Origin of the sequence: Flavobacterium circumlabens, from assembly GCF_004345565.1 — a bacterium.
Taxonomy (GTDB): Bacteria; Bacteroidota; Bacteroidia; order Flavobacteriales; family Flavobacteriaceae; genus Flavobacterium; species Flavobacterium circumlabens.
Map to the genome: position 1 here is coordinate 285234 of NZ_SLWA01000003.1, position 21819 is coordinate 307052.

At 39.0% G+C, this 21819-nt stretch carries 16 protein-coding genes; 1 reads left to right on the forward strand and 15 read right to left on the reverse strand.

The genetic code is table 11. The annotated features are described in order from the left end of the window. Nucleotides 1-13 precede the first annotated feature (13 nt). From EV142_RS09545 to EV142_RS09560, 4 genes are all read right to left on the reverse strand, one after another. On the reverse strand, nt 14-1036 hold the full coding sequence (locus tag EV142_RS09545) for a M28 family peptidase (RefSeq protein ID WP_132034871.1): 1023 nt from the start codon (nt 1034-1036) through the stop codon (nt 14-16). A 7-nt stretch (nt 1037-1043) separates the two neighbouring features. Next, nucleotides 1044-2018 carry a DUF3667 domain-containing protein gene (locus tag EV142_RS09550; RefSeq protein ID WP_132034873.1) on the reverse strand — a complete coding sequence of 325 codons (975 nt, stop codon included), beginning with the start codon at nt 2016-2018 and terminating at the stop codon, nt 1044-1046. Between the two features lie 37 nt (nt 2019-2055). Beyond that, nucleotides 2056-2829, reverse strand: coding sequence for a dienelactone hydrolase family protein (locus EV142_RS09555; RefSeq protein WP_132034875.1), 774 nt, complete (start codon nt 2827-2829; stop codon nt 2056-2058). Between the two features lie 118 nt (nt 2830-2947). Further along, nucleotides 2948-3400, reverse strand: a complete 453-nt coding sequence (locus tag EV142_RS09560) for an Lrp/AsnC family transcriptional regulator (RefSeq protein WP_132034877.1) — start codon at nt 3398-3400, stop codon at nt 2948-2950. A 201-nt stretch (nt 3401-3601) separates the two neighbouring features. Between EV142_RS09560 and rocD the strand changes: the two genes are divergently transcribed. Beyond that, nucleotides 3602-4852, forward strand: a complete 1251-nt coding sequence (rocD, locus tag EV142_RS09565; protein ID WP_132034879.1) for an ornithine--oxo-acid transaminase — start codon at nt 3602-3604, stop codon at nt 4850-4852. Between the two features lie 133 nt (nt 4853-4985). Here the strand turns inward: rocD and EV142_RS09570 are convergent, their stop codons facing one another. The 11 genes from EV142_RS09570 to EV142_RS09615 all read right to left on the reverse strand — a co-directional run bounded on the left by EV142_RS09570 (nt 4986) and on the right by EV142_RS09615 (nt 21444). Beyond that, nucleotides 4986-6920: a family 2A encapsulin nanocompartment cargo protein cysteine desulfurase gene (locus EV142_RS09570; RefSeq protein ID WP_132034881.1), complete on the reverse strand. Its 1935-nt coding sequence runs from the start codon at nt 6918-6920 to the stop codon at nt 4986-4988. Beyond that, nucleotides 6904-7824 (reverse strand): family 2A encapsulin nanocompartment shell protein, encoded by a 921-nt coding sequence (locus EV142_RS09575; protein WP_132034883.1) that lies wholly within the window; start codon nt 7822-7824, stop codon nt 6904-6906. Before EV142_RS09575 ends, EV142_RS09570 begins: the two co-directional genes overlap by 17 nt. 53 nt (nt 7825-7877) lie before the next feature. Further along, nucleotides 7878-9020 (reverse strand): sulfatase-like hydrolase/transferase, encoded by a 1143-nt coding sequence (locus EV142_RS09580; RefSeq protein WP_306462567.1) that lies wholly within the window; start codon nt 9018-9020, stop codon nt 7878-7880. Nucleotides 9021-9190: 170 nt separating this feature from the next. Beyond that, a complete protein-coding gene (locus EV142_RS24525) occupies nt 9191-9526 on the reverse strand; it encodes a sulfatase-like hydrolase/transferase (protein WP_371311637.1) in 336 nt (111 codons plus the stop codon). 28 nt (nt 9527-9554) lie between these two features. After that, the gene (locus tag EV142_RS09585; RefSeq protein ID WP_132034885.1) at nt 9555-10817 is read right to left on the reverse strand and encodes a YeiH family protein; all 1263 of its coding nucleotides are present in this window, start codon (nt 10815-10817) and stop codon (nt 9555-9557) included. 18 nt (nt 10818-10835) lie between these two features. Then, nucleotides 10836-11552: a thioredoxin domain-containing protein gene (locus EV142_RS09590; RefSeq protein ID WP_132034887.1), complete on the reverse strand. Its 717-nt coding sequence runs from the start codon at nt 11550-11552 to the stop codon at nt 10836-10838. 123 nt (nt 11553-11675) lie between these two features. Continuing rightward, complete coding sequence (locus tag EV142_RS09595; protein WP_132034889.1) at nt 11676-12743, reverse strand: sterol desaturase family protein; 1068 nt, start codon at nt 12741-12743, stop codon at nt 11676-11678. Between the two features lie 412 nt (nt 12744-13155). Further along, nucleotides 13156-15075 (reverse strand): arylsulfatase, encoded by a 1920-nt coding sequence (locus EV142_RS09600; RefSeq protein WP_238698686.1) that lies wholly within the window; start codon nt 15073-15075, stop codon nt 13156-13158. A 159-nt stretch (nt 15076-15234) separates the two neighbouring features. After that, complete coding sequence (locus EV142_RS09605; RefSeq protein ID WP_132034893.1) at nt 15235-16803, reverse strand: arylsulfatase; 1569 nt, start codon at nt 16801-16803, stop codon at nt 15235-15237. Nucleotides 16804-16826: 23 nt separating this feature from the next. Further along, nucleotides 16827-18302 carry a RagB/SusD family nutrient uptake outer membrane protein gene (locus EV142_RS09610; RefSeq protein WP_132034895.1) on the reverse strand — a complete coding sequence of 492 codons (1476 nt, stop codon included), beginning with the start codon at nt 18300-18302 and terminating at the stop codon, nt 16827-16829. Between the two features lie 16 nt (nt 18303-18318). Then, nucleotides 18319-21444 carry a SusC/RagA family TonB-linked outer membrane protein gene (locus EV142_RS09615; RefSeq protein WP_132034897.1) on the reverse strand — a complete coding sequence of 1042 codons (3126 nt, stop codon included), beginning with the start codon at nt 21442-21444 and terminating at the stop codon, nt 18319-18321. Between the last annotated feature and the right edge of the window lie 375 nt (nt 21445-21819).

A 21819-nucleotide genomic window follows, 5' to 3' on the forward strand; every position in this document is an offset into this window, starting at 1 on the left:
TACCTCAGAACCTCTATTTAACAGGCTTATCAACTACCGGTCTGTTCTCCCTGTTCGCTAAATCCCAGGCTACAACAAATGCCAGTTGTGCTCTTTTGGTTAAAGCATCGTATTCGATTTTTTGAGGTTCATCCCCTTTTCCGTGGTAATCTTCGTGAACTCCGTTGAAGAAGAAAACAGCCGGAATACCATATTTTGCAAAGTTATAGTGGTCAGAACGCTCATAAAAATGGTTTGGATCTTTTGGGTCATTAAACTTAAAATCCAGGTCTACTTTGGTGTATTTTTCGTTTTGGCTTACCACCGCATTATGTAAATCTGTCGATAAACGGTCAGCTCCGATGACATATACATAATTGTTAGATTTAGCATGTTCGACATCACGGCGTCCGATCATATCAATATTGATATCAGTGATCGTGTTTGCAATGGGGAACAATGGATTTTCAGAATAATAACGGGAACCGTGTAATCCGTGCTCTTCTCCGGTAACGTGAAGGAATAAGATAGAACGTTTTGGTCCGTGTCCGTCTTTTTTGGCTTTTGCGAATGCTTTTGCTATTTCCATAACCGCTACAGTTCCGGAACCATCATCATCAGCACCGTTGTATACATCACCATTTTTGATTCCAACGTGGTCATAATGCGCTGAAATTACCAGTACTTCATCCGGTTTTTCAGAACCTTCAATATACGCCCAGATATTTTCGGAATCAGGTAAATTTTCGTTGCGTCTTGCATTCAGGAATGCTGCCGGAATAGGCTGATAGTAATCTTTTGCTCCTTTAGGAAACGAAATCCCATTCTTTTTGTATTGGTCAATCATATAAAGACCGGCTTTTTTTTGTCCTTTTGAACCTGTTTCACGGCCTTCCATTTCATCTGAAGCCACAACGTACAGCATTGTTTTCAGATCCTTTTCAGTGATGACTTTCATGTATTTCGTTGGATCTGAATTGTCCTTAGAGGCAGCCAGTTGCGCATTTTTACATGAAAATGCAGAAGTAATTAATAATAAAATTACAAGTTTTTTCATTTTTGGTTTAGTGTAAATTGATGAATGTGTAAAAAATATAAAATAGGAGTAAAAATAAAATAAAAAGGGAGTTTATAAAGAATAAAAACACGCTTTTTATAAAAGAAACTATTCTCGTTTCCCCATAAAAACGATGATGTGCCGGATAAAAATAATAACACATCCATATCGTTCCGACAAATGTTATGATATCAGATATAACGGCCAGGGGACTATTTTCTCCAAATAAACCGAATACCCTGTTTACAATAAACAAAATAAGGAAAATTAAAAGCAGGAACGAAAAATAATGCAGTGTAAATATCCCGTGGTCAAAGTAATACCATTTCTTTTTGTTGTGAAAAATCCATAAAAAGAAAGCGAAAAAAGGCATTATGACAAACAATATTTTGGGAATATTATGAAAAAAGGACTCAATAAATTTTTCAATGATTTCCTTTTTAGTATTGTGTTCGGTGACATTCGTTACTTTTTCATAAGCCCAGTATTGAAAATCGGAAAGCTTATCTTCTTGTTTTCCATATTTCTGAATCGAATCTATTTCTTTCATGGATTTGAAATCGAAAAATTTACTGGAAATTTTCATTTCACCTTCCTTATTCGCCTGACTGATTATTTCGGCGGTATTCAGTTCTTTCTCGCTTTTATTAATGCCTTCGCTCACTTTACTCGGAAAAAGAGCAATTAAAAGAAAAGTAATAAAACTGATGAAAATATACAAACGAACCGGTGCCAGATAGGACAGTCTTTTTCCCGAAAGATATTCTTTGGTCAGGGTTGAAGGTTTAAAGAGCAGATTTTTAATCGTTTTCCAGAAAGCATTTTCATAGTGCGTTAAGTCTTCAAAAAAATGAATAAACAAATGATGAAATGTTTTTCTGCTATCTGTATTTTCCTGTCCGCAATTCGGACAAAATTTCTGCTCTACAACGTGCCTGCAATTTAAACAGGTTTTGTCTTTTCTAATCGGACTGTGTGACATTGGTAATTTTGGTTAATTTGGTTTTGGTTGGTTGGTTTTATTTTTTTAAGACTTCCTTCAGGAAAAGCTGTAAATGTTCGAATGCTCTTTTGGCAGCCACTTCATTGTAAGCCGCACCTTTTGAATTATCGTTTCCGGCTTCCGGATTGGTAAAAGAATGAACAGAATTAGCGTAGTAAATCATTTGCCAGTCTGCTTTTGAATCGCGCATTTCCTGTTGAAAAGCCGTAATTTCTTCTTTTGAAACGAATGGATCATCGGCACCGTGGCAAACCAAAACTTTGGTTGTAATAGTTTCCACTGTTCTTGCAGCATCTCTGCCCAATCCTCCGTGAAAAGAAGCCACTCCTTTTAGGTTCAGATGACCACGTGCGGCTTCAAGAACGCCTGTTCCTCCAAAACAATATCCGATCGCCACAATATTATCAGGATTTGCACCGGATTTGATTAATTCCTGTAACGCTACATTGATCCTTTTTTGATATTCGATAAAGTTAGTTTTAAAGTAACCTGCTTGTTTTCCCGCTTCAGCAGTATTTTTGGGATAGTTTCCTTCGCCATAGATATCAGCAATAAAAACATGATAACCTAATTTTGATAAATTTTCTGCAATTCCTTTTGAGGCATTATCAATTCCGAGCCAGGCTGGTAAAAGAAGGATACCGGGATTGTTCGTGCTTTTCTTGGCGGCTTTTATAAACAGACCATTTAAAGCCTGATTTCCGTCGGTATATTTAACTGTTTTCAATTGCGCGTTTATAGTGTTAGAAAATAGTATGGCAGCAAAGAGGAGTAGGGCTGAATTTTTCATAGTTTTACAATTTTTAACAAATATCAGAAATATTATGTTACAAAAAAACCTCAAAAGATATTTCTTCCGAGGTTTTCCAATCTATGATTGTTCGATTAATTATTTAGTAATTAGTCCTTTATAAGCTTATATTTCTTTTAAAAGCACAACCGAGTTCTACCATCGAGTCTGTTTTGGCGATTCCGGGAATATTGTCGATTTTTTCATATAATATTTTACGCATGTGTTCGTGATTTTTTGCCGTAATTTTCAGGTACAGCGTAAACGATCCGGTTACGAAATAACACTCTGTAATTTCCGGAATTTCTTTTAAAGCGGCAATAATCCTTTCAGAATCAGAATCTTTATTGAGTGTAATTCCGGTAAAAGAAGCCCAGTCGTAGCCAATCTGCTTTTCATTCAGAATCGGTTTGATACCGGTAATGATACCTTGTTCAAACAAACGGTTAATGCGTTGGTGCACCATCGTATTTGAAATTTTTAAATTAGTAGCAATCGTCGAAAAAGCGATTCTTCCATCTTTTTCCAATTCTTTTATAATGTTTACGTCAAATTCATCTAAAATGTCCATACCACTATTTTTTACGGGTTTAATCGCTGTAAAGATAGAAATAAGTCTGATTTGAAGTTTATAATCAAATGTAAAATTGACTTTTATTTACGTTAAAATAATTAATTTGATTTTTAAGGAATATAATTTAGTTAAAAGTAGTCTTATAATGCTTGTAAATAAATAATTTTTATATTTTTGTTCCAATAAAAATAAAATATAATGGGACATCAGCAAGAAGTACTTTCGTCGAAATCAGAAGTTTTGATAGAAAAAGAGAATAAATACGGAGCTCACAATTACCATCCGCTTCCGGTTGTTTTAGAAAGAGGAGAAGGCGTTTATGTGTGGGATGTTGATGGAAAAAAATATTATGACTTTTTATCTGCTTACTCTGCCGTAAATCAGGGACATTGTCATCCGGTGATTGTAAAAGCAATGACGGATCAGGCTCAAAAACTGACTTTAACTTCAAGAGCCTTTTACAACGATAAATTAGGAAATTACGAAGAGTTTATTACCAATTATTTTGGTTTTGATAAAGTATTGCCAATGAATACAGGTGCCGAAGCGGTTGAGACTGCTCTTAAACTGTGTAGAAAATGGGCGTACGAAGTAAAAGGTATTCACGAAAACCTGGCTCAGATTATTGTTTGTGAAAATAATTTCCACGGAAGAACCACCACTATTATTTCATTTTCGAATGATGAAAGTGCCCGTAAAAACTTCGGTCCTTTTACAGACGGATTTATAAAAATTGAATATGATAATTTGGAAGCTTTAGAAAAAGCTTTGGAATCTTCCAAAAATATTGCCGGTTTTCTGGTAGAACCAATTCAGGGTGAAGCCGGAGTTTATGTTCCTTCTGAAGGATATTTGGCAAAAGCAAAAGCACTTTGTGAGAAACATAATGTATTGTTTATTGCAGACGAAGTTCAGACCGGAATTGCCCGTACAGGAAAATTATTAGCCGTTCATCACGAAAATGTACAGCCTGATATTTTAATTTTAGGAAAAGCCATTTCAGGCGGAGTTTATCCGGTTTCTGCGGTTTTGGCCAATAATGAAATCATGAATGTAATCAGACCCGGACAACACGGTTCTACTTTTGGTGGAAATCCCGTAGCAGCTGCAGTTGCAATCGCGGCACTTGAAGTGGTAAGAGACGAAAAATTAGCCGAAAATGCAGAACGTTTAGGTATCATTCTAAGAAAAGGATTAAACGAAATTGCAGAAAGAAATGACCTGATTACGTTAGTACGTGGTAAAGGATTATTAAATGCAATTGTGATTAATTGTGGTGAAGATTCTGATCTGGCCTGGGAAATCTGCCTGAAATTCAGGGACAACGGATTATTGGCAAAACCAACTCACGGAAATAAAATCAGACTGGCACCGCCTTTGGTGATGACAGAATCTCAAATTCAGGAATGCCTGGAGATTATTGAAAAGTCACTAAATGATTTTAGATAAATTAATTCAGCTTACTTTACTATATAAAAAGGCGATTGCATTTAGCAATCGCCTTTTGTTTATAATTGTCCAAAATATCAAAAAAAACAATTATTTCTTTGCGCTTCTGAAGGAATAATCGCGCTGTTTTAGTTTAAAACCGGACCTTTTTGAGCTCCCGGATTGTTTTGATGAAAACATCTACATCTTGTGTGGTATTATAAAATGCCAGCGATGGACGAACAGTAGTTTCAACCCCCATTCGTCGTAAAATGGGTTGTGCGCAATGATGTCCGGTTCTTACGGCAATTCCTTCTCTGTTAAGCGCTTGTCCAACCTGATCATTGGTGTAACCTTGCAGATTAAAAGAAAGTACACTTGCCTTATGGGCAGCAGTTCCTATCAAACGAACTCCCGGAATTTCCTTGAGAAGTTTTGTGGCGTAGTCCAGCAATTGATGTTCGTATTGTCCGATTGCATCAATTCCTATTTTGGTCACGTAATCTATCGCTGCGCCAAGGCCAATGGCATCTGCGATATTTCCGGTTCCTGCTTCAAAACGATTCGGCGCTTTGTGGTATTTTATTTCTTCGAATGTAACATCCTGAATCATATTACCGCCGGATTGGTAAGGCTGCATTTCATTTAATAATTCTTCCTTTCCGTATAAAGCCCCAATTCCTGTCGGGCCAAATAATTTATGTCCCGAGAAAACCAGCCAGTCAGGGTTCAAATCCTGAACATCAACTTTCATATGGGAAACAGACTGGGCCCCGTCTATTAGAACTTTTGCCCCGGCCGCATGTGCCATTTCCACGATTTTTTTAGCCGGAGTTACCGTTCCCAGTGCATTGGAAACCTGAGTAAAAGCGATTAATCTGGTTTTGGAATTCAGTAATTTGGCATATTCGTCCAGTAAAATCTGACCGTCATCGTCTACCGGAATGACACGAAGTTTGATTCCTTTTTTATCTGCTAATCTTTTCCACGGAACAATATTCGCGTGATGTTCGAGATTACTGACAATAATTTCATCTCCGGCAACTAAATTATGCTCGCCCCAGCTTTGTGCCACAAGATTGATTCCTTCTGTTGCTCCGCGCACAAATACAATTTCATTTACAGAATTGGCATTCAGAAAAACTTTTACCTTATCACGGGCAGCTTCATAAGCATCAGAAGCACGGGCAGCCAATTCATGCGCAGCACTGTGAATGTTGGAATTTTCATGTTCGTAAAAATAAGCAATGCGCTCTATTACCGATTTTGGTTTTTGAGTTGTTGCAGCATTATCAAACCAGATTAATGGTTTTCCGTTTACTGTTTCATTTAGAATCGGAAAATCTTTTTTAATCAGATGAGCATCAAAATGTCCTGTAAGTATATTGATTTCTGTAGGTTCAAAAGAATTTCCCGCCCATGTATTTACATTTTTGGCATCAAAAGCAAACGGATTTTGTTCCAGGAAATAATACGAATTAGAGCCTTCAACTGCACTGGACGAAAGATCGGATCGCTTTCTAAACTGAGTATCAACAAACGATAATGCCTGTTTTAATTCGGCTTCAAAAGAGGAATTTTCGGTTTCGAACGGTAAATACTGCTGATTCAGAAACAGGGATTTAAAAATAGCTTCTTCGTTTAATTGTGGTGTGCCGCCGCTTCTTAAATTAATATCATAAAAACCCGTCTGTGGATCATTGAGGTTGACATTGTTGCCAAGTGGAATTTCAGCTTTTGAAATACCATTTTGAGACTCATATCCGTTAAATGCATTTGGATACAAAGCGGAAATGCCCGTATTTCCGGAATTGGCAACCGAGGAAGAGGCTCCAAAACCGCTAAAAGGCAGATTGGACTGCACATTCAGCGGATTTTGTGCCTGAAGCGGTACCGTTTCGGGAGTATTGAAACTTCCGGCCTGCAATAACGTTTCTGCAATTTTAGTCGCACGGGGATGTTCTTTTCGATCCGGACTCAACGAAATTTCCTTGGGAAACTCATTGGGCAGCGTTTTGAACAATTCGTTGGCTAAATGCTGCAGATCGTCTATGTTGTATAAACCGGTGTTGTTAGTATTTGTACTCATGATATTTTCCTATTTCTACATCTTCCAGCACTGCAATAGCGTCATCTACCAATATGGCCAATGAGCAATACAGGGATACCAGGTAAGAAGCAATTGCTTTTTCATTTATACCCATAAAACGAACAGACAATCCAGGTGATTGTTCGCCTTGCAGACCCGGCTGAATAAGCCCGATAACACCCTGACGCGATTCGCCGGTGCGTAATAAAATGATTTTTGATTTGCCGTTTTCAATCGGTAATTTATCGGATGGAATTAATGGAATTCCTCTCCACGTCAAAAACTGTGAACCAAATAAGGAGGTTGTCGGAGGCGGAACTCCACGGCGCGTGCACTCACGTCCAAAGGCACCAATCGCTAACGGGTGCAATAAGAAAAAACCGGGCTCTTTCCATACTTTGGTCAGCAATTCGTCCAAATCATCCGGAGTGGGTGCGCCGGTTCTGGTTTTTATAATCTGGGAAGGAGCGACGTTGTTTAACAGTCCGTAATCTTTATTATTGATCAGTTCGCTTTCCTGACGTTCTTTGATCGTTTCAATGGCCAGACGAAGCTGCTCCGAAATTTGATTGTATGGTTTGCTGTACAAATCCGAAACACGGGTATGCACATCTACAATAGTCTGAACGGCTGCCAGATTGTATTCTCTCGGATTCTCAATATAATCGACAAAAGTATTGGGTAGAATCCTTTCGTCCCTTGCCGAACAGTCGACTTCTATATGGCTTCCGTCTTTTACTTTATTCAGACGATATACACCCGATTCAACCGGAGTCCAATGCAAAAGATGGGTTAGCCATCTTGGCGATATGGTTCCGATTTGAGGAACCGATCGGGTTGCAATTGCTAATTGTCTTGCTGCTGCATCGCCTAATGCAGTCTGCTGTTGTTTTACTTCTGCCATGGTTTTAATTTTTAAGGGATTTATTTTTCAGGCCTTCTGCCGGAAATTATTTTTTATTTCTTAAGAGCTGCACCGCCGGGCATCTGTTCCGGTTTTAGTTTGAATTTACTGTATTCTACCACTCCTGTCTGGTCTGCCCATTCGAAATATTCAGCCGAAAGTTTATTTACGATTCCGGGATTTTGCTGCGCTACGTTTTTGGTTTCGCCGCGGTCGGTTTCGATATCATAAAGTTCCCATTCGTAAGACGGATAAATAGAAACTAATTTCCATCTGCCGTCCCTTACGGCACGATTTCCGGCTCTTTCCCAAAATAATGGTGCGCCTCTGTCTACCTGCGAAACATTATCAAATAAAACAGGTAGTAAACTCTTTCCAACCAAAGGATTTGAGGTCACACCATTATATTCCTTAGGATATTCAATTCCGGCCAGCTGATAGAAAGTAGGAGCGAGGTCAATAATATGTCCTGTTCCTTTATCTATTCTTCCCGCTTTTATTTTAGAAGGAAACCAGGCAATAAAAGGCGAGCTGAATCCGCCTTCGTGCATATTGTTTTTATACTGCTGTAACGGAGTATTCGACAGATACGCCCAGTTTTGTTCCTGATAATCAAATGATCCGGAAGTTCCAACTGGACCTTCATTTCGCACCAATCCTCTTCCTAATGGATTATACGTATTGAAACCGCCCTGAGCGCCGTTATCGGAAATGAAAATAATTAGTGTATTCTGATCTTTTTTCAAGGCTTTTATTTTTTCCAGTACCTTACCCACATTCTGATCCATATTGTCGACCATGGCAGCGTAGACTTCCATTTTTGCTTTCCAGAACTGTTTTTCGTCGTAGGTTAATTTATTCCATTCCGGAACTTCAGGGTCTTTTGGAGCCACCGTCTGATCTGCCGGTAAAATGCCGTTTTCTTTTAATTTCTGAATTCTCTTTTCTCTCAAAACATCCCAACCCTCATCAAATTTGCCTCTGTATTTCGCAATGTCAACCGGTTTTGCCTGAAGTGGCCAATGCGGAGCTGTAAAAGCGAGGTACAAAAAGAACGGTTTGTTTTCCTTGTTCTGTTCGTCCAGAAAAGTGACCGCATTATTGCCAATTTCATCTGTAAAATAATACGAATCATCTTTAGGATGCAGTTCTTCATTATTTCGATTAATTTTACGGGATAAGGTGTTTTTCCAAATGGCAGAGGTTTGGTATCAAAATAATTCGAAGCGCCTTTTAAGATGCCATAAAATTTATCAAAACCTCTCTGGTTAGGCCATTGCGCCTGATCTTCGGAACCTACATGCCATTTTCCGGATAAAATGGTACTGTAGCCGCCTGAACGGAAAACTTCTCCAAGAGTCAACGATTATTTGTTCAGGTAACCCTGATAGGCTGGCAATCCTAAATTCACATCAAAAAAACCAACACCGGCTTTATGCTGATATTGACCTGTAAGCAAAGATGCTCTGGTGGGTGCACAAATAGAGTTGTTGTAGAATTCACGCAGTCGGGTGCCTTCCTTTGCCAGCTTGTCGAGATTGGGTGTTTTTATTTCTGAACCATAATTGCCTAAATCAGAATAGCCCATATCATCCACCATAATCAAAATGATATTTGGTTTTGAAGTTTCCGCTTTATTTTGGGCCTGAACTAAAACTGCTGCAGCAAGAAGCAGTGTCAGTGTTATTGCTATTTTTTTCATGCTGTTGTATTTAAAATTTCAATCGTATTTATTTACTGAAAAGTAGAAATGCGATCAGGAGTGTAAGGATAACATTGAAGAGCTGCGCTATTAAAAAGGCATATAGCGGTTTTTTACTGGTATTGCTGAACAAATCTTTAAAGTTGGTTTCTAAGCCAATACTGGTAAAAGCCAGGGCAAACCAAAGTCCCTGAAGATTCTTTAAACTGTCTTTCACATTGTCGCGGATTTCCGGAGTAAGCAAAAAAGAAAAGACCAGGGAAGCAGCAATAAAGCCAATGACAAACTTTGGAAAACGTTCCCAGATGATTCCCAGTGTTGGCTTTGACGCAGCAGCTTCAGCAGAGGTATTGTTCGTATATGTCCAATAAACAGATATGGCAAAAGCAGCTAATCCCAGCAAAACATTTTGCGAGAATTTGACAATGGTACTGATCTTCAATGCTGTTTCTCCAACAAGAGATCCCGAAGCCACAACAGCTCCGGAGGTGTCAATACTTCCGCCTAACCAGGCTCCGGTTACTTCTTCGGGAAAGTTGAAATAGCGCGCAATCATCGGCATGAAAATCATCATTGGGACAGCGGTTACCAAAACCATCGAAATGACATAAGACAATTTCTTCGAATCTCCTTTGATGGCCCCCGAAGTTGCAATTGCAGCAGAAACACCGCAGATCGAAACCGCGCTGGAAATCATCATGGTCAGCTCTTCATCAACTTTTAGTTTTTTACACAGCCAAAAAGCAAAGTACCAAACGGATAATACAACTACTAAAGCCTGAAATAATCCATACGAACCTGCTTTAAGAATGTCTGAAAAGATGATGCTGGTTCCCAGTAAAACCAATCCGATTTTTACAAATACTTCTGTTGAAAGCGCCGTACGAAACCATTCCGGGAGTTTGAAGAAATTACCGATTGCCAGACCAATGATCAGACTGAAAATAACGGCTTCTAAATTGATGCCTTTTATAAAAGTATTTCCTGCAATAAGCAAGGAAATGAGCGTCAATAGGTAAACAACGGGAAAAACTGCTAAAAAATTTTTAATCGATTTTCCAATTAAAAAGGCGCCGATTGCTCCTATTGAAATGAAATAGATGAATTGCAACAGAATGATTTGCAGGTTGCCGGATTCGAAAACATCAGTTTGTAAATCTCCTATACCGGACCATTTGAAAACAGGCACTGAAGGAAGAAAAATAAACAGGGAAATTCCGATGATCAGAAATCCTAAAAGCACTACTGTCCAGTCTTCTTGAAGGGTAAATTGTTTTGTTTTAGCTGACATTTAAATATTTTTAGACTATTATTTTTGGGCTAAAGCAGCATCAACATCATTTTTCAAATCACCCAGGCCATCTTTTTTGAAGACAATTTTACCATTCTGATACAAGATCAAAGTCGGGAAGACGCGTACGGTTTTTAAATCGGCTATGACCTGAGGGCTTTCTTCCAGTTCAATTTGAACGATTTTCAGTTTTTCTCCGTATTGTGTTCTGAGGTTTTCTAAAATTGGTTTTACGGTTTTGCAGGTGGCACAATATTTAGATCCGATGTCTACTAAAACATAGTTATGATCAGCGACGATTTTTTTGTATTCAGGAAGGGTTAATTTGCTTTTTAAATTGGTATAAAAAGGTTTTCCTCCACCAATCCAGTTGGCAATTCCGCCTTCTAAAATATAGACTTCCGAAAATCCTTTTTTGGTTAATTCGGTTGCTAAAAGACCACTTCTGTAGGCTGCAATAGAATAAATAAATACCGGTTGTGACGGATTTAATGCGGCTGTAGCTTTTTCGAAATTCTCTGATTTCGTATTGAAATTTAAAGCCCCTTCAATATGGTTTAATGCAAATTCTTCCGGACCTCTGGCATCAATTATTTGTGGGTTTTTCTGGCTTTTAATTTTTGAATAAAAAGCATCCAGTAAAACGACACTCGAGCTTTTATCCTGCGAAAAACCGATAACGGTAAAAAACAGGAGCACGGTTAAGACATTGTTTTTGAGTATTTTATTTTTCATGATTTTTTTCTTTATTTAAAGTTGGCAGTACTTTTCAAATTCAACTTTGAAAAACACTGCCAATCTTATTACCATAATTCCGATTTCGTGTGTCGGATTTTCTTTATTGTATCGCTGCCCAATTTATACCTGAGCCGGTTCCTCGTAATACACCGGACTTGCGGCAACGAGAGTTTCTGCTTTTGTTTTTAGCGGAACAGATAAAACGCCTTCTGCCAAAGCACTTCCTTCTTTTTTAGATTTGAATATGGGCCATAAAAACTGGGCATACCATTCTTCTTGTTTGTACGATTTCATTCCGTATGATTTTGGGAATTTACGCGTGATCAACCCCGTTCCAAAAATGATATCCCAGATGAAAAACATGTTTCCGAAGTTGCCTTTAAAGTGTCCGACACCATCTCCGCTTGTATCGGCGTGATGCGCATGGTGTGTTGCAGGAGTCGAGATCAAACGCTCTAAAACCCATGCAATCGGATGTAATACTTTGTATTTGTAAAATGGCTTGTCCCAGGCAATGCTTGAATGTGCTCCTAAAGTGATGAAACTTTTGATCACCAATACAAACAAAGCAGGTAATCCCAAGCCCAAATACGTTAAAGTGGCAGTCAAATAAATTTGAGAGAAGAAAACCGTATAGATAAAGTTTTGTCTCGAAGCCATCGCCATTCCCATATAAGGAGCAGAGTGATGTGTTCTGTGAAAACGCCATAAAAACGGAACCTGGTGGTGCAAACGGTGGTACCAGTATTGTGTTAAATCATCGGCTATGGCGATCAGGAAAAATCCGCCCCAGAACGGAACCCATGAAAGTGTATTGGCCAGATTCGGAATCAGGTAAGGCAGAGCTGTTAAGCTAAAAAAAGCAATTACGGGTGGTAAAAGCAATTTTGGGGCCAGGAAACAAATGATATCTACTTTACGCTCTTCGCCTGTCCACTCGTCGTCGTATAAACCTGCGGTAAATTCGATAACTCCCAGAATCAGCATAAAAGCGGTTAATCCCCAGGTGCGGATATTTTCAAATGCGGGTTTTGCGAATTCTAAAAACGATGGTAATGTGATATGTGATTCACTCACAAGACCGTTCGTTAATTTAAAATAAAGGAAAATTGCCACTACAGGCAAGCTGTAGATTAAAAGACTGATGCTTAAATCTCTTGTTAGTTTTTCTTTTTGAACTATTGCCATGATTTCTTATTTTAAAAATTGATTTATTAATGCTAAACCTCCGGCCAGAATGGCTAGTGGAACTAAAAATACAATTGCCCCAACGACAATCTTTTTTCCGATAATTTCATAGTCTGCTCGTTTCATGATTACCTTATTTGTGTGTTATTACTTTTTTGATTGTTTCATTTCAGTTTCAGGCTTTTTTACTTGCTCTGAAAATCAATAAATTGGATAGCGTCACAAAAATAAAATAAAAACATTTTAATTCTATGGATTTAGTAGAATTTTATTTTCCGGTTTTCAATAAATTTGTTAAATACTGCTCTCTTTTTATTATTATTTAACTTTTTGAATAGTTGGAAGCTTTTGTTGCTGCCCATTTTTTTGTTAACCTGTAAGTTTTTCAAAACCTTGCAGGTGGTAAAAATCCTTATTTCGTATTTTCTGTATCTCCGGATTTAGTTACTTGTTTTACTAAATCCTGTAGGGTTTTGCCTTTGTCGGCTCCCGTATTGTGAATCCTTCTGTTGTACACATCCTGCCAGTCGATTAGCGGATAAACATTGTTTTCTTTTGCCTGTTCATCAAATAATTTTTGAAGCTCGGCCAGTTTTTCAGGATATTTTTTGGCCAGGTTGTTACGCTCATTAAAATCTTCGTTGAGGTTGTACAATTCCCAAACATCCGTATCGAAATTACTTTGAGCAGGTTTTTCGTTTTTACCCAACGCTTTTTTTACAGCAAATGAATCCGGTAAATGTGCTGCTCCGGCTTTCCATCCTTCTTTGTAAATTGCTCTGTTTCCAAAAATGTAATAGTATTGCACTTTATGCAGCGATTCTGCTTTTGGATTGTCGATTGAAGCCTGAAAAGAAGATCCCTGGATAATATCCTGTTTGATTCCTTTAATATATTCCGGAGCTTTAATTCCAACAATATCCAAAGTTGTCGGCAGTAAATCGGTTACGTGGCTGTACTGGTTTCTGATCCCGCCTTTTTCTTTAATTCCATTTGGGTAATAAACAATCAGCGGATTATGAGTTCCTCCCTCAGACTGCGCATCTTGTTTCCAGTTTTTGAAAGGAACGTTTGTGGCCTGTGCCCATCCTAGCGGATAATTGGTATTTAGCCCTTTTGCAGTACCGATTTCGTCAATATTCGTTAGGTTTTTCTTCAGGTTTTCTTCATCGGAAGAGCCCTGGGAAAACAAACTTTGATTGATTGTTCCTTCTGTAGTTCCTTCTTTGCTTGCCCCATTGTCTCCAATCGCTACAAATATCAGGGTATTATCTAACTGATTGCTTTCTTTCAGGTAATTGACAACTCTTCCAATTTCAGCATCGGTATACGTCAGGAATCCGGCATAGACTTCCATAAATCTGGCATATACTTTCTTTTGCTCCGGCGTTAGCTTTTTCCAGTCCGTAATAAGCGGATTGCGTTCCGGCAATACGGCATTGGCCGGAATTACCCCTAATTTCTTTTGGTTGGCGATTACTTTTTCGCGGTAAGCATCCCATCCTTCATCAAATTTTCCTTTGTAGGGATCACTCCATTTTGCAGCCACCTGATGAGGGGCATGCGCTGCTCCCGGTGCATAGTATAAAAAGAATGGTTTTCCGGGCGCTGCTTTTTGCTGTTTTTGAATATAGCTGATTGCTTTGTCTGTAATCAATTCATTTAAATGACGACCGTCCGGTTTAACATGGGTCTGATCTTCCACTAAATCGGGATTGTACTGATCGGTCTGTGAGCCCAGGAATCCGTAGAAATGATCGAAACCTTTTCCGGTAGGCCATCTGTCAAACGGACCTGCATCTGTTGCCTCTTCGTCCGGCGTAACTCCGTATTTACCAACGGCAAAAGTATTGTAACCATTATCACGTAAAATCTCTGCGATTGTTCCTTTATCCGATGGAATTCTTCCGTCCCAGCCCGGAAAACCTGCCGATAATATCGTGTGTGAAAAGCCGCTTTCATGCACTCTTCCGGAATTTCTTCCCGTTAATAAGGCCGCACGCGTTGGGGCACAAATAGCGGTGGTATGAAAATTGGTATAACGTAAACCGTTATTAGCCAGATTATCAAAAGTTGGGGTACTGATCAGGCCTCCAAAGGCACTTGAAGCTCCAAATCCAACATCATCCAATAAAATCCAGACAATATTCGGAGCACCTTTTGGCGCTTTAACGGGTTCCGGCCAGTATTCTTTAGAATCGGCTAATGTTTTTCCAATTGTTCCTTTAAATTCTGCATCCGGATTAGTCTGCGCAAAACCGAATTGTGCGACCAGCAATGCAGTAACCAAAAGCCCTTTGCCCGGACTTTTGATTGTACTGTAGTTATTCATTTTTTTCATTTTAAATAATTTTTTTGGTTGATTAAGTAATAATTTTTAATAGTCCCTGAGCAGATTTGCGTTCGGTAGCTGGTGTTTTGTGCGTTTGTACTAAATATTAGATTAGACTTATATTTATTTACTTATCACGTAACCCCTATTTTAAATGTGTTATTTTATTTTATTCCAATCTTCGACACCTACTTTTAATGACCATTCCTGATGTAATTCAATCAGGGTCCTGAGCAGTTTTGGTTCTGATGTTGCTACGTTTTTTGTTTCTGTTCTGTCTGTATCAAGATTGTACAATTCCCAAGGCTGATTGTTTTCGGCTACTGCTTTCCATTTGCCTTTTCTTACCGCTTTGCTGCCTTCATGTTCCCAAAACAAGGCTTCATGCACATTAGATTGTTGTCCTTCAAATTCCTTTTTTAAGCTAATACCTTCTAAGGGGATGAGATTTTTTCCCTGAAAAGAATCCGGATATTGAAAACGGGCATACTCTAAACAAGTTGGAAAAATATCAATCAGATGACTTACCCTGTTGCTTAGTGTACCTGCCTTAATATGCTTTGGATAATAAGCAATAAAAGGGGAAGCAATACCGCCTTCGTGGGTGTTCTTTTTGAATAATTGAAAAGGCGTATTGCTCACATTTCCCCAAGGACTTTCGTAACTGTCAATTGACGCAACTGAACCTGGTGTTCCATTTTTTTGTGTAACATAATTCCAGTTCTTTACATCGTCGGCGCTTCCTCCATTATCCGAAAGAAAAAGAACAAGGGTATTATTTTCTTCTCCCAAAGACTTTACTTTCTGCAGGATTTCTCCAATTCCGGCATCCATTCGGTCTATCATGGCGGCGTAAATTGCCATCCGGGTATCCCATTTATCTTTTTCTTCTGGGCTTAGTTTTTCCCAATCCGGCACTTTTTCAAAACGATTTGATAAGTCCCAATTTTTATCAATGATTCCTTGTTCTTTTAATTTTTTAAAACGTCGGGCTCTTAATTTATCCCAGCCTTCCAGGTATTTGCCCTTGTATTTTGCAATATCTTCCGGCAATGCCTGAATGGGCCAATGCGGAGCATTATAAGCAACATACAGAAAAAAAGGATGTTGCTGTTTTCGCTGTTTTTCTAAAGCATTAATCGCAAAATTGGTAATCTCCTGAGTCAGATAGGTAGAAGTATCCGTGCGAATAATTTCTTTATCTCCTTTCAAAAAAGTAACGCTTCTTCCATCGTTATACAAAGGCTGCGAGTTAAAATAACTGCTTCCATTGTTTTGTAATGTAAAAGAATCATCAAACCCCCGATTAACCGCCCGGGCTGATGGTACTAAGCCAACGTGCCATTTTCCGGAAACAATAGTGTTGTACCCTGCCAGTTTGAGTGCTTGTCCAATCGTAATGCAATGCTCGTTTAAATATCCCTGATAGGCCGGAAACCCCTTGTCCTGAACCATATCCCCAACACCTGCTTGGTGCGGATACAAACCCGTGAGCAATGAAGCCCGGGAAGAACAGCAACGCCCCGCATTATAAAACTGGTTTAGAATAAGCCCGTTTTTAGCGAGCTTATTCAGGTTTGGAGTTTTAATTTCTGAGCCAAAGGCACCAATATCTGAGAAACCTAAATCATCTGCCAAAATGACGATGATGTTAGGTTGTTTTTTTTGTGCAGATAGCTGAAATTGTGCAACAACCAACAAGGCAATAAGGAACAGTTTTTTAATCATTTTATTTATTTGTGTGTAAGCCTTTAATTATAACCCGGATTCTGTGGTAAACCAACAGGATCGATATTTCTTTCGCTTTGCGGAATTGGATATAAATTATTTTTTTCTGAAACTGAGTTTTTAGCAGTGACTTTTTTTACTTCTGTTACTAAAGTTCCCCAACGTACTAAGTCAAACCATCTTTGTCCTTCCTGAACAAATTCTTTTTTGCGTTCTTCCTGAATCGCGGCTCTGAAAGCGGTCTGGTCTAATCCTGCTAAATCGATTGTCGGGTCCGGTGTAGTGATTGGTTTTCCGAATGCTCGTCGCCTTACCTGATTAAGCAATTCATAAGCTTCGGCGGTTGGCGCTCCCTGCTCGTTTATGGCTTCTGACAGTGACAATAAAATGTCGGCATAACGAATAATCGGGAAGTTGATCGCTACGTTTCCGGGTGTTGCCAGATTGGTTAAATCCAGGTACTTTTTGAAGATAGGTTTCGGAAAAGTATAAAGCGTTCCGGTAGTCGGGTTAAGCAATTGTTTGGCATAACTCACGTCTCTTCTTGTGTCTCCCGGAGCATAAATGTCATAAAACAAAGCCACGTCTGAGATAATATCTGCCGGTTCTGTAGCCGTAAATCCGGTAAATGATGTGGATTGGAAGGTACTTCCGCTCGATCCGTTTCCAGCCTGATTCGGCTCAAACTGAACAGAGAAAATATGCTCTTTTCCGTTCTTTTTTGTTTTCGTAAAAATATCCTGAAAGTTTTCGAACAAAGCATATCCGTATCCGCCGTTGATAACTTCTCTGGCTTTTAAAATTGCATTTGGATAATCTTTTCTGGTCAGATAAACTTTCGCTAAAATAGCTTTTGCAGCTCCGGAAGTGGCACGTCCTGCATCTGCAGCAGCGTAAGTTCCTGGCAGGTTTTCGGCATCAGTCAAATCTTTAATGATCTGGGCGTAAACTTCATCAACGGTCGCTCTTCTGGACTTTAAACTTTCTAACTGAATAGAAGTCGGTTCGTGCAAAACAATCGGAACTCCGGCCCAAAGACGCACTGCCTGAAAATAAAGCAATCCACGGATAAACTTGGCTTCATTGATTAATCTGGTTTTAACGACTTCAGATCCTGAAACTTTTGGGATATTATCAATAGAAACGTTGGCTCTGTTGATTCCGGCATAAATTTGCCTCCAGGCAACCTGAACACGGTCTGAAGTGGCATCATGTGTTAAACTGCTCAAAGCTCTTACCTGCGGGTTTGTGGCAGAAACTCCGGCTGCTGCATAATCTGAACCCATATCGGTTAAGAAATAAAGGTTCCTGCCAAATAAACTCTGCTCGCCCGGATCAAGGTTTAAGGAAGCATAAACAGCAGTTACGCTCGCTACGGCATCATCCTGGGTCTTGAAGTAATTGGATTCGGTTACAAAAGAGGTTGGTGTTACCTCTAAATCTGTGCACGATACAAATAGACCGGCACTTAAAAGGAATGTTATTATGATCTTTTTCATTTTATATTTTTTTTACTTAGAAAGTTACGTTCAGTCCCGAGATGAATGTTTTTGAGTTTGGATAAGAACCAAAATCAATTCCCGGATATAAGTTGTTTTGCTCGTAGGAACTTACCTCCGGATCATAACCGGTATATTTGGTCCATGTAATCAGGTTTTCTGCAGAAACATAGAATTTCACGCTTTTTGCCCCGAATTTTTTTGAAACGCTTTTGGGCAATGTATATCCCAGCGTGATTAATTTTAATCTTAGAAAAGAAGCATCTTCAACATAACGCTCCGAAACAATTCCAAGCGGAGAACTTGACGCTCTCGGAATTTCATTACTTAGGTTTGTTGGTGTCCAGCGGTCTCCAAGTGTTGTTGCAGCATTGGTTCCGAGCGTTGAAATTTCTAATTGCTGATTTAAAGCATTAAATATTTTTCCGCCATACGATCCCTGGAAAGAGAAATTCAAATCAAAATCATGATAGGAAATCGAGTTGCTGAAACTTCCGACAAATTTTGGCTGGGAAGTTCCCAGATTTCCTTTGTCAAGAGCTGTAATAACGCCGTCGCCATTAGTGTCAACATATTTTCGGTCACCCACTTTTGTGTTGGCTAAACTGTTTATTTTCGGCTGTGTATTGATTTCTTCCTGAGTCTGGAAAATTCCGTTTGTTTTGTATCCCCAGAAAGTTCCTAAAGGCAGACCCACTTTTACCGTTACCGGCTGTTGTTGTAATAAGGAACCATTTGGTACTACGGGGAAAAACTGATTTACTCCGTTTCCAATAGAAACTACTTTGTTTCTGTTGGCAGAAAAGACAATGTTCGAGTTCCAGGAGAAGTTTTCGGTTTTTAGATTTTCGGTCGTTAAACCAATTTCGATCCCTTTATTTTCAACACCGCCAATATTTTGCAGAACGCTTGCATATCCGGAAGTAAGCGGCACGGGAACGCTGATTAATAAATCATTTGTCTTTTTGTAATACACATCAAAAACAAAATTGATTTTTCGGTCTAATAAGGATAAATCTAAACCAAGATTATACTGATCTGTTTTTTCCCATTTCAAATCAGGATTTGCCAATCGGGTAGGAGCCAGTCCGGTGTATAAGGTACCTCCAAAAGCATAATTTACAGAACCCATTGACGCTAAGGAAAGGTAATTCCCAATTTCCTGGTTTCCTGTTGTTCCGGCACTAATTCTAAGTTTAGCCTCCGTTACACCTTTTATGTTACTGGCAAATTCTTCCTCTGTAATATTCCACGAAAAACCTGCGGACGGGAAATAACCCCAAAGCGATTCAGAACCAAATCTTGAAGAACCATCTGCACGTGCAGAAAGGGTAAAATTGTATTTTCCTTTATAAGAGTAATTGACTCTCGCAAGCCATGATTTTAAAACACTTTCGAAGGCATCACTATACGGTTTTACAGCAACACCATCCTGAAGCGCATTGTACGTGTTAGCATCGTTCACAAAAGTATTTGAACCCGCATTTACCACTTCACCCTGAGTATATTGAAGCGTGTAACCTGCCAAAGCGGAAAATTTATGGTTTTCACCGAAGGTCGTATTATAATTCAGCGTATTTTCATTCAGTACAGAACTTACCAATCGGTCTCCAACAGACGCTAAACCTTTTGTTCCGGCACCGTTTGAAGTGTTCGCAGGTGCATAGTAATTTTGCTTGGTGTTGATGACGTCACCACTTACCGCAACTTTAGCCGTTAATTTTTTGGTTATTTTATACTCACCAAATAAACTGGTGAGGATTCTGTTGATTTTGGTTTCGTTAATTGTATTTTCTAAATCATTAATAGGATTTGGAACATAACCATTAACAGAAGTTGCATACGGATTAGAGGTTACGTTATAACTGCCGTCTGCATTTTTTATCGGGACAACCGGGGCCGTTAATACCGCACTCGCCAGAGGGTTTGGATTCCTTCCGCCGGCTGCATTACTGCCCACGCCATTTGAAATGGAGTTGCTGTAATTTGCATTTACACCAAATTTGAAATTCTGGGAATAATTTTTCTCATAGTTAATACGAAGCGAAATTCTTTTAAAATCAGATCCGAGAACAATTCCTTCCTGATCAAAATATCCGGCAGAGATCGCATATCTGGATCTGTCGTCACCACCTGAAAAAGATAATTGATGATTTTGCACCGGAGCTGCGCTTCTGAATGCAGCAGATTGCCAGTCGTAATTGTTAGAAGTTTTGAAAGCTTCAATCTGGGCAGCAGAAAAAGAAGGGGCCTGGCCAATACTTGCCTGTACATCATTACGTAAACCTGCCCATTGGCTGGCATCCATTAAATGAAGTTTTTTGGTAATGTCCTGAAACCCAAAATAGCCCTGATACGAAATATTGTCCTGACCCTTTGTTCCTTTTTTGGTGGTAATAATGACAACTCCATTGGCACCGCGTGAACCGTAAATAGCAGTTGCAGAAGCATCTTTTAAGACTTCAATAGATTCAATATCAGCAGGATTTATAGTCGATAATACGTTGATACTGGCTCCGGCAAAAGATACGCCTGCCGAACTGTTTGCGTTATCGTTATAAATCAGGATTCCATCCACAACATATAAGGGTTCGTTACCCGCCGTGATTGAGTTTCCTCCACGAATACGGACGCTTGAAGAGGCGCCCGGACGGCCGGAACTTTGTGTAACTACCACCCCGGCAACAGCACCTCTTAAAAGGTTATCTGCCGATGAAGTGACCTGAGATAAATTGGCTTTTGGAACAGAAGCTACAGAACCTGTAATGTCTTTTCGTTTTTGGGTTCCGTACCCAACCACTACCAGTTCATCCAATTCCTGTCTTTCTTCTTTTAAGTGAATGGTAACCGGATTTTTTTCAACTACAATTTCCAGTTTTTTGTATCCAATATAACTTACGATTAAGGTATAAGGAAATTTCTGACCCGTCTGAAAATAAAATTTTCCTTCAGCATCTGTTACAACCCCGTGAGTTGTACCTTTAATATTTATTGAAGCTCCAATAATTGGCTGATTAGTAATGTCATCAACTACCGTTCCGTCGAGTTTAGATTGTATAAGCGGTGTTGTATTTTGTGCTTGAAATTGCAGTGATGTTAACAAAATAGTAACCCATAAAATGAGATTTATATTTTTTTTCATTTCTTTGTAATGGTTTAAGTAATTAACAAGGCGCCCTGAGAGCTGAATTTTCAGCACTCTGAATGTTTCCTTGATTTAGTGATAAATGTTCTTTAAGCCTCGCCATTTCTGTTGCCGCAGAAATGGCTTTTTTTATTTACAGCAACAGCTTTGCATCTTTTTCATCTTAGTTTTTTTAGTTATTAATTTTTTTGGATTTATAGGTATCGTTTTAAGATCAGCTCAATACAAATCAATGCATTAAACAGACTTTTGTAATTTCAATAAAGTATTCTTGTGGTGAATTTTAAATATTCGTCTTTGAATCAGATTGATTTTGTGATTAGGAAATAATCAACAGACCGAATAAGGTTGAGAGGTTTAACAACAGAAGCA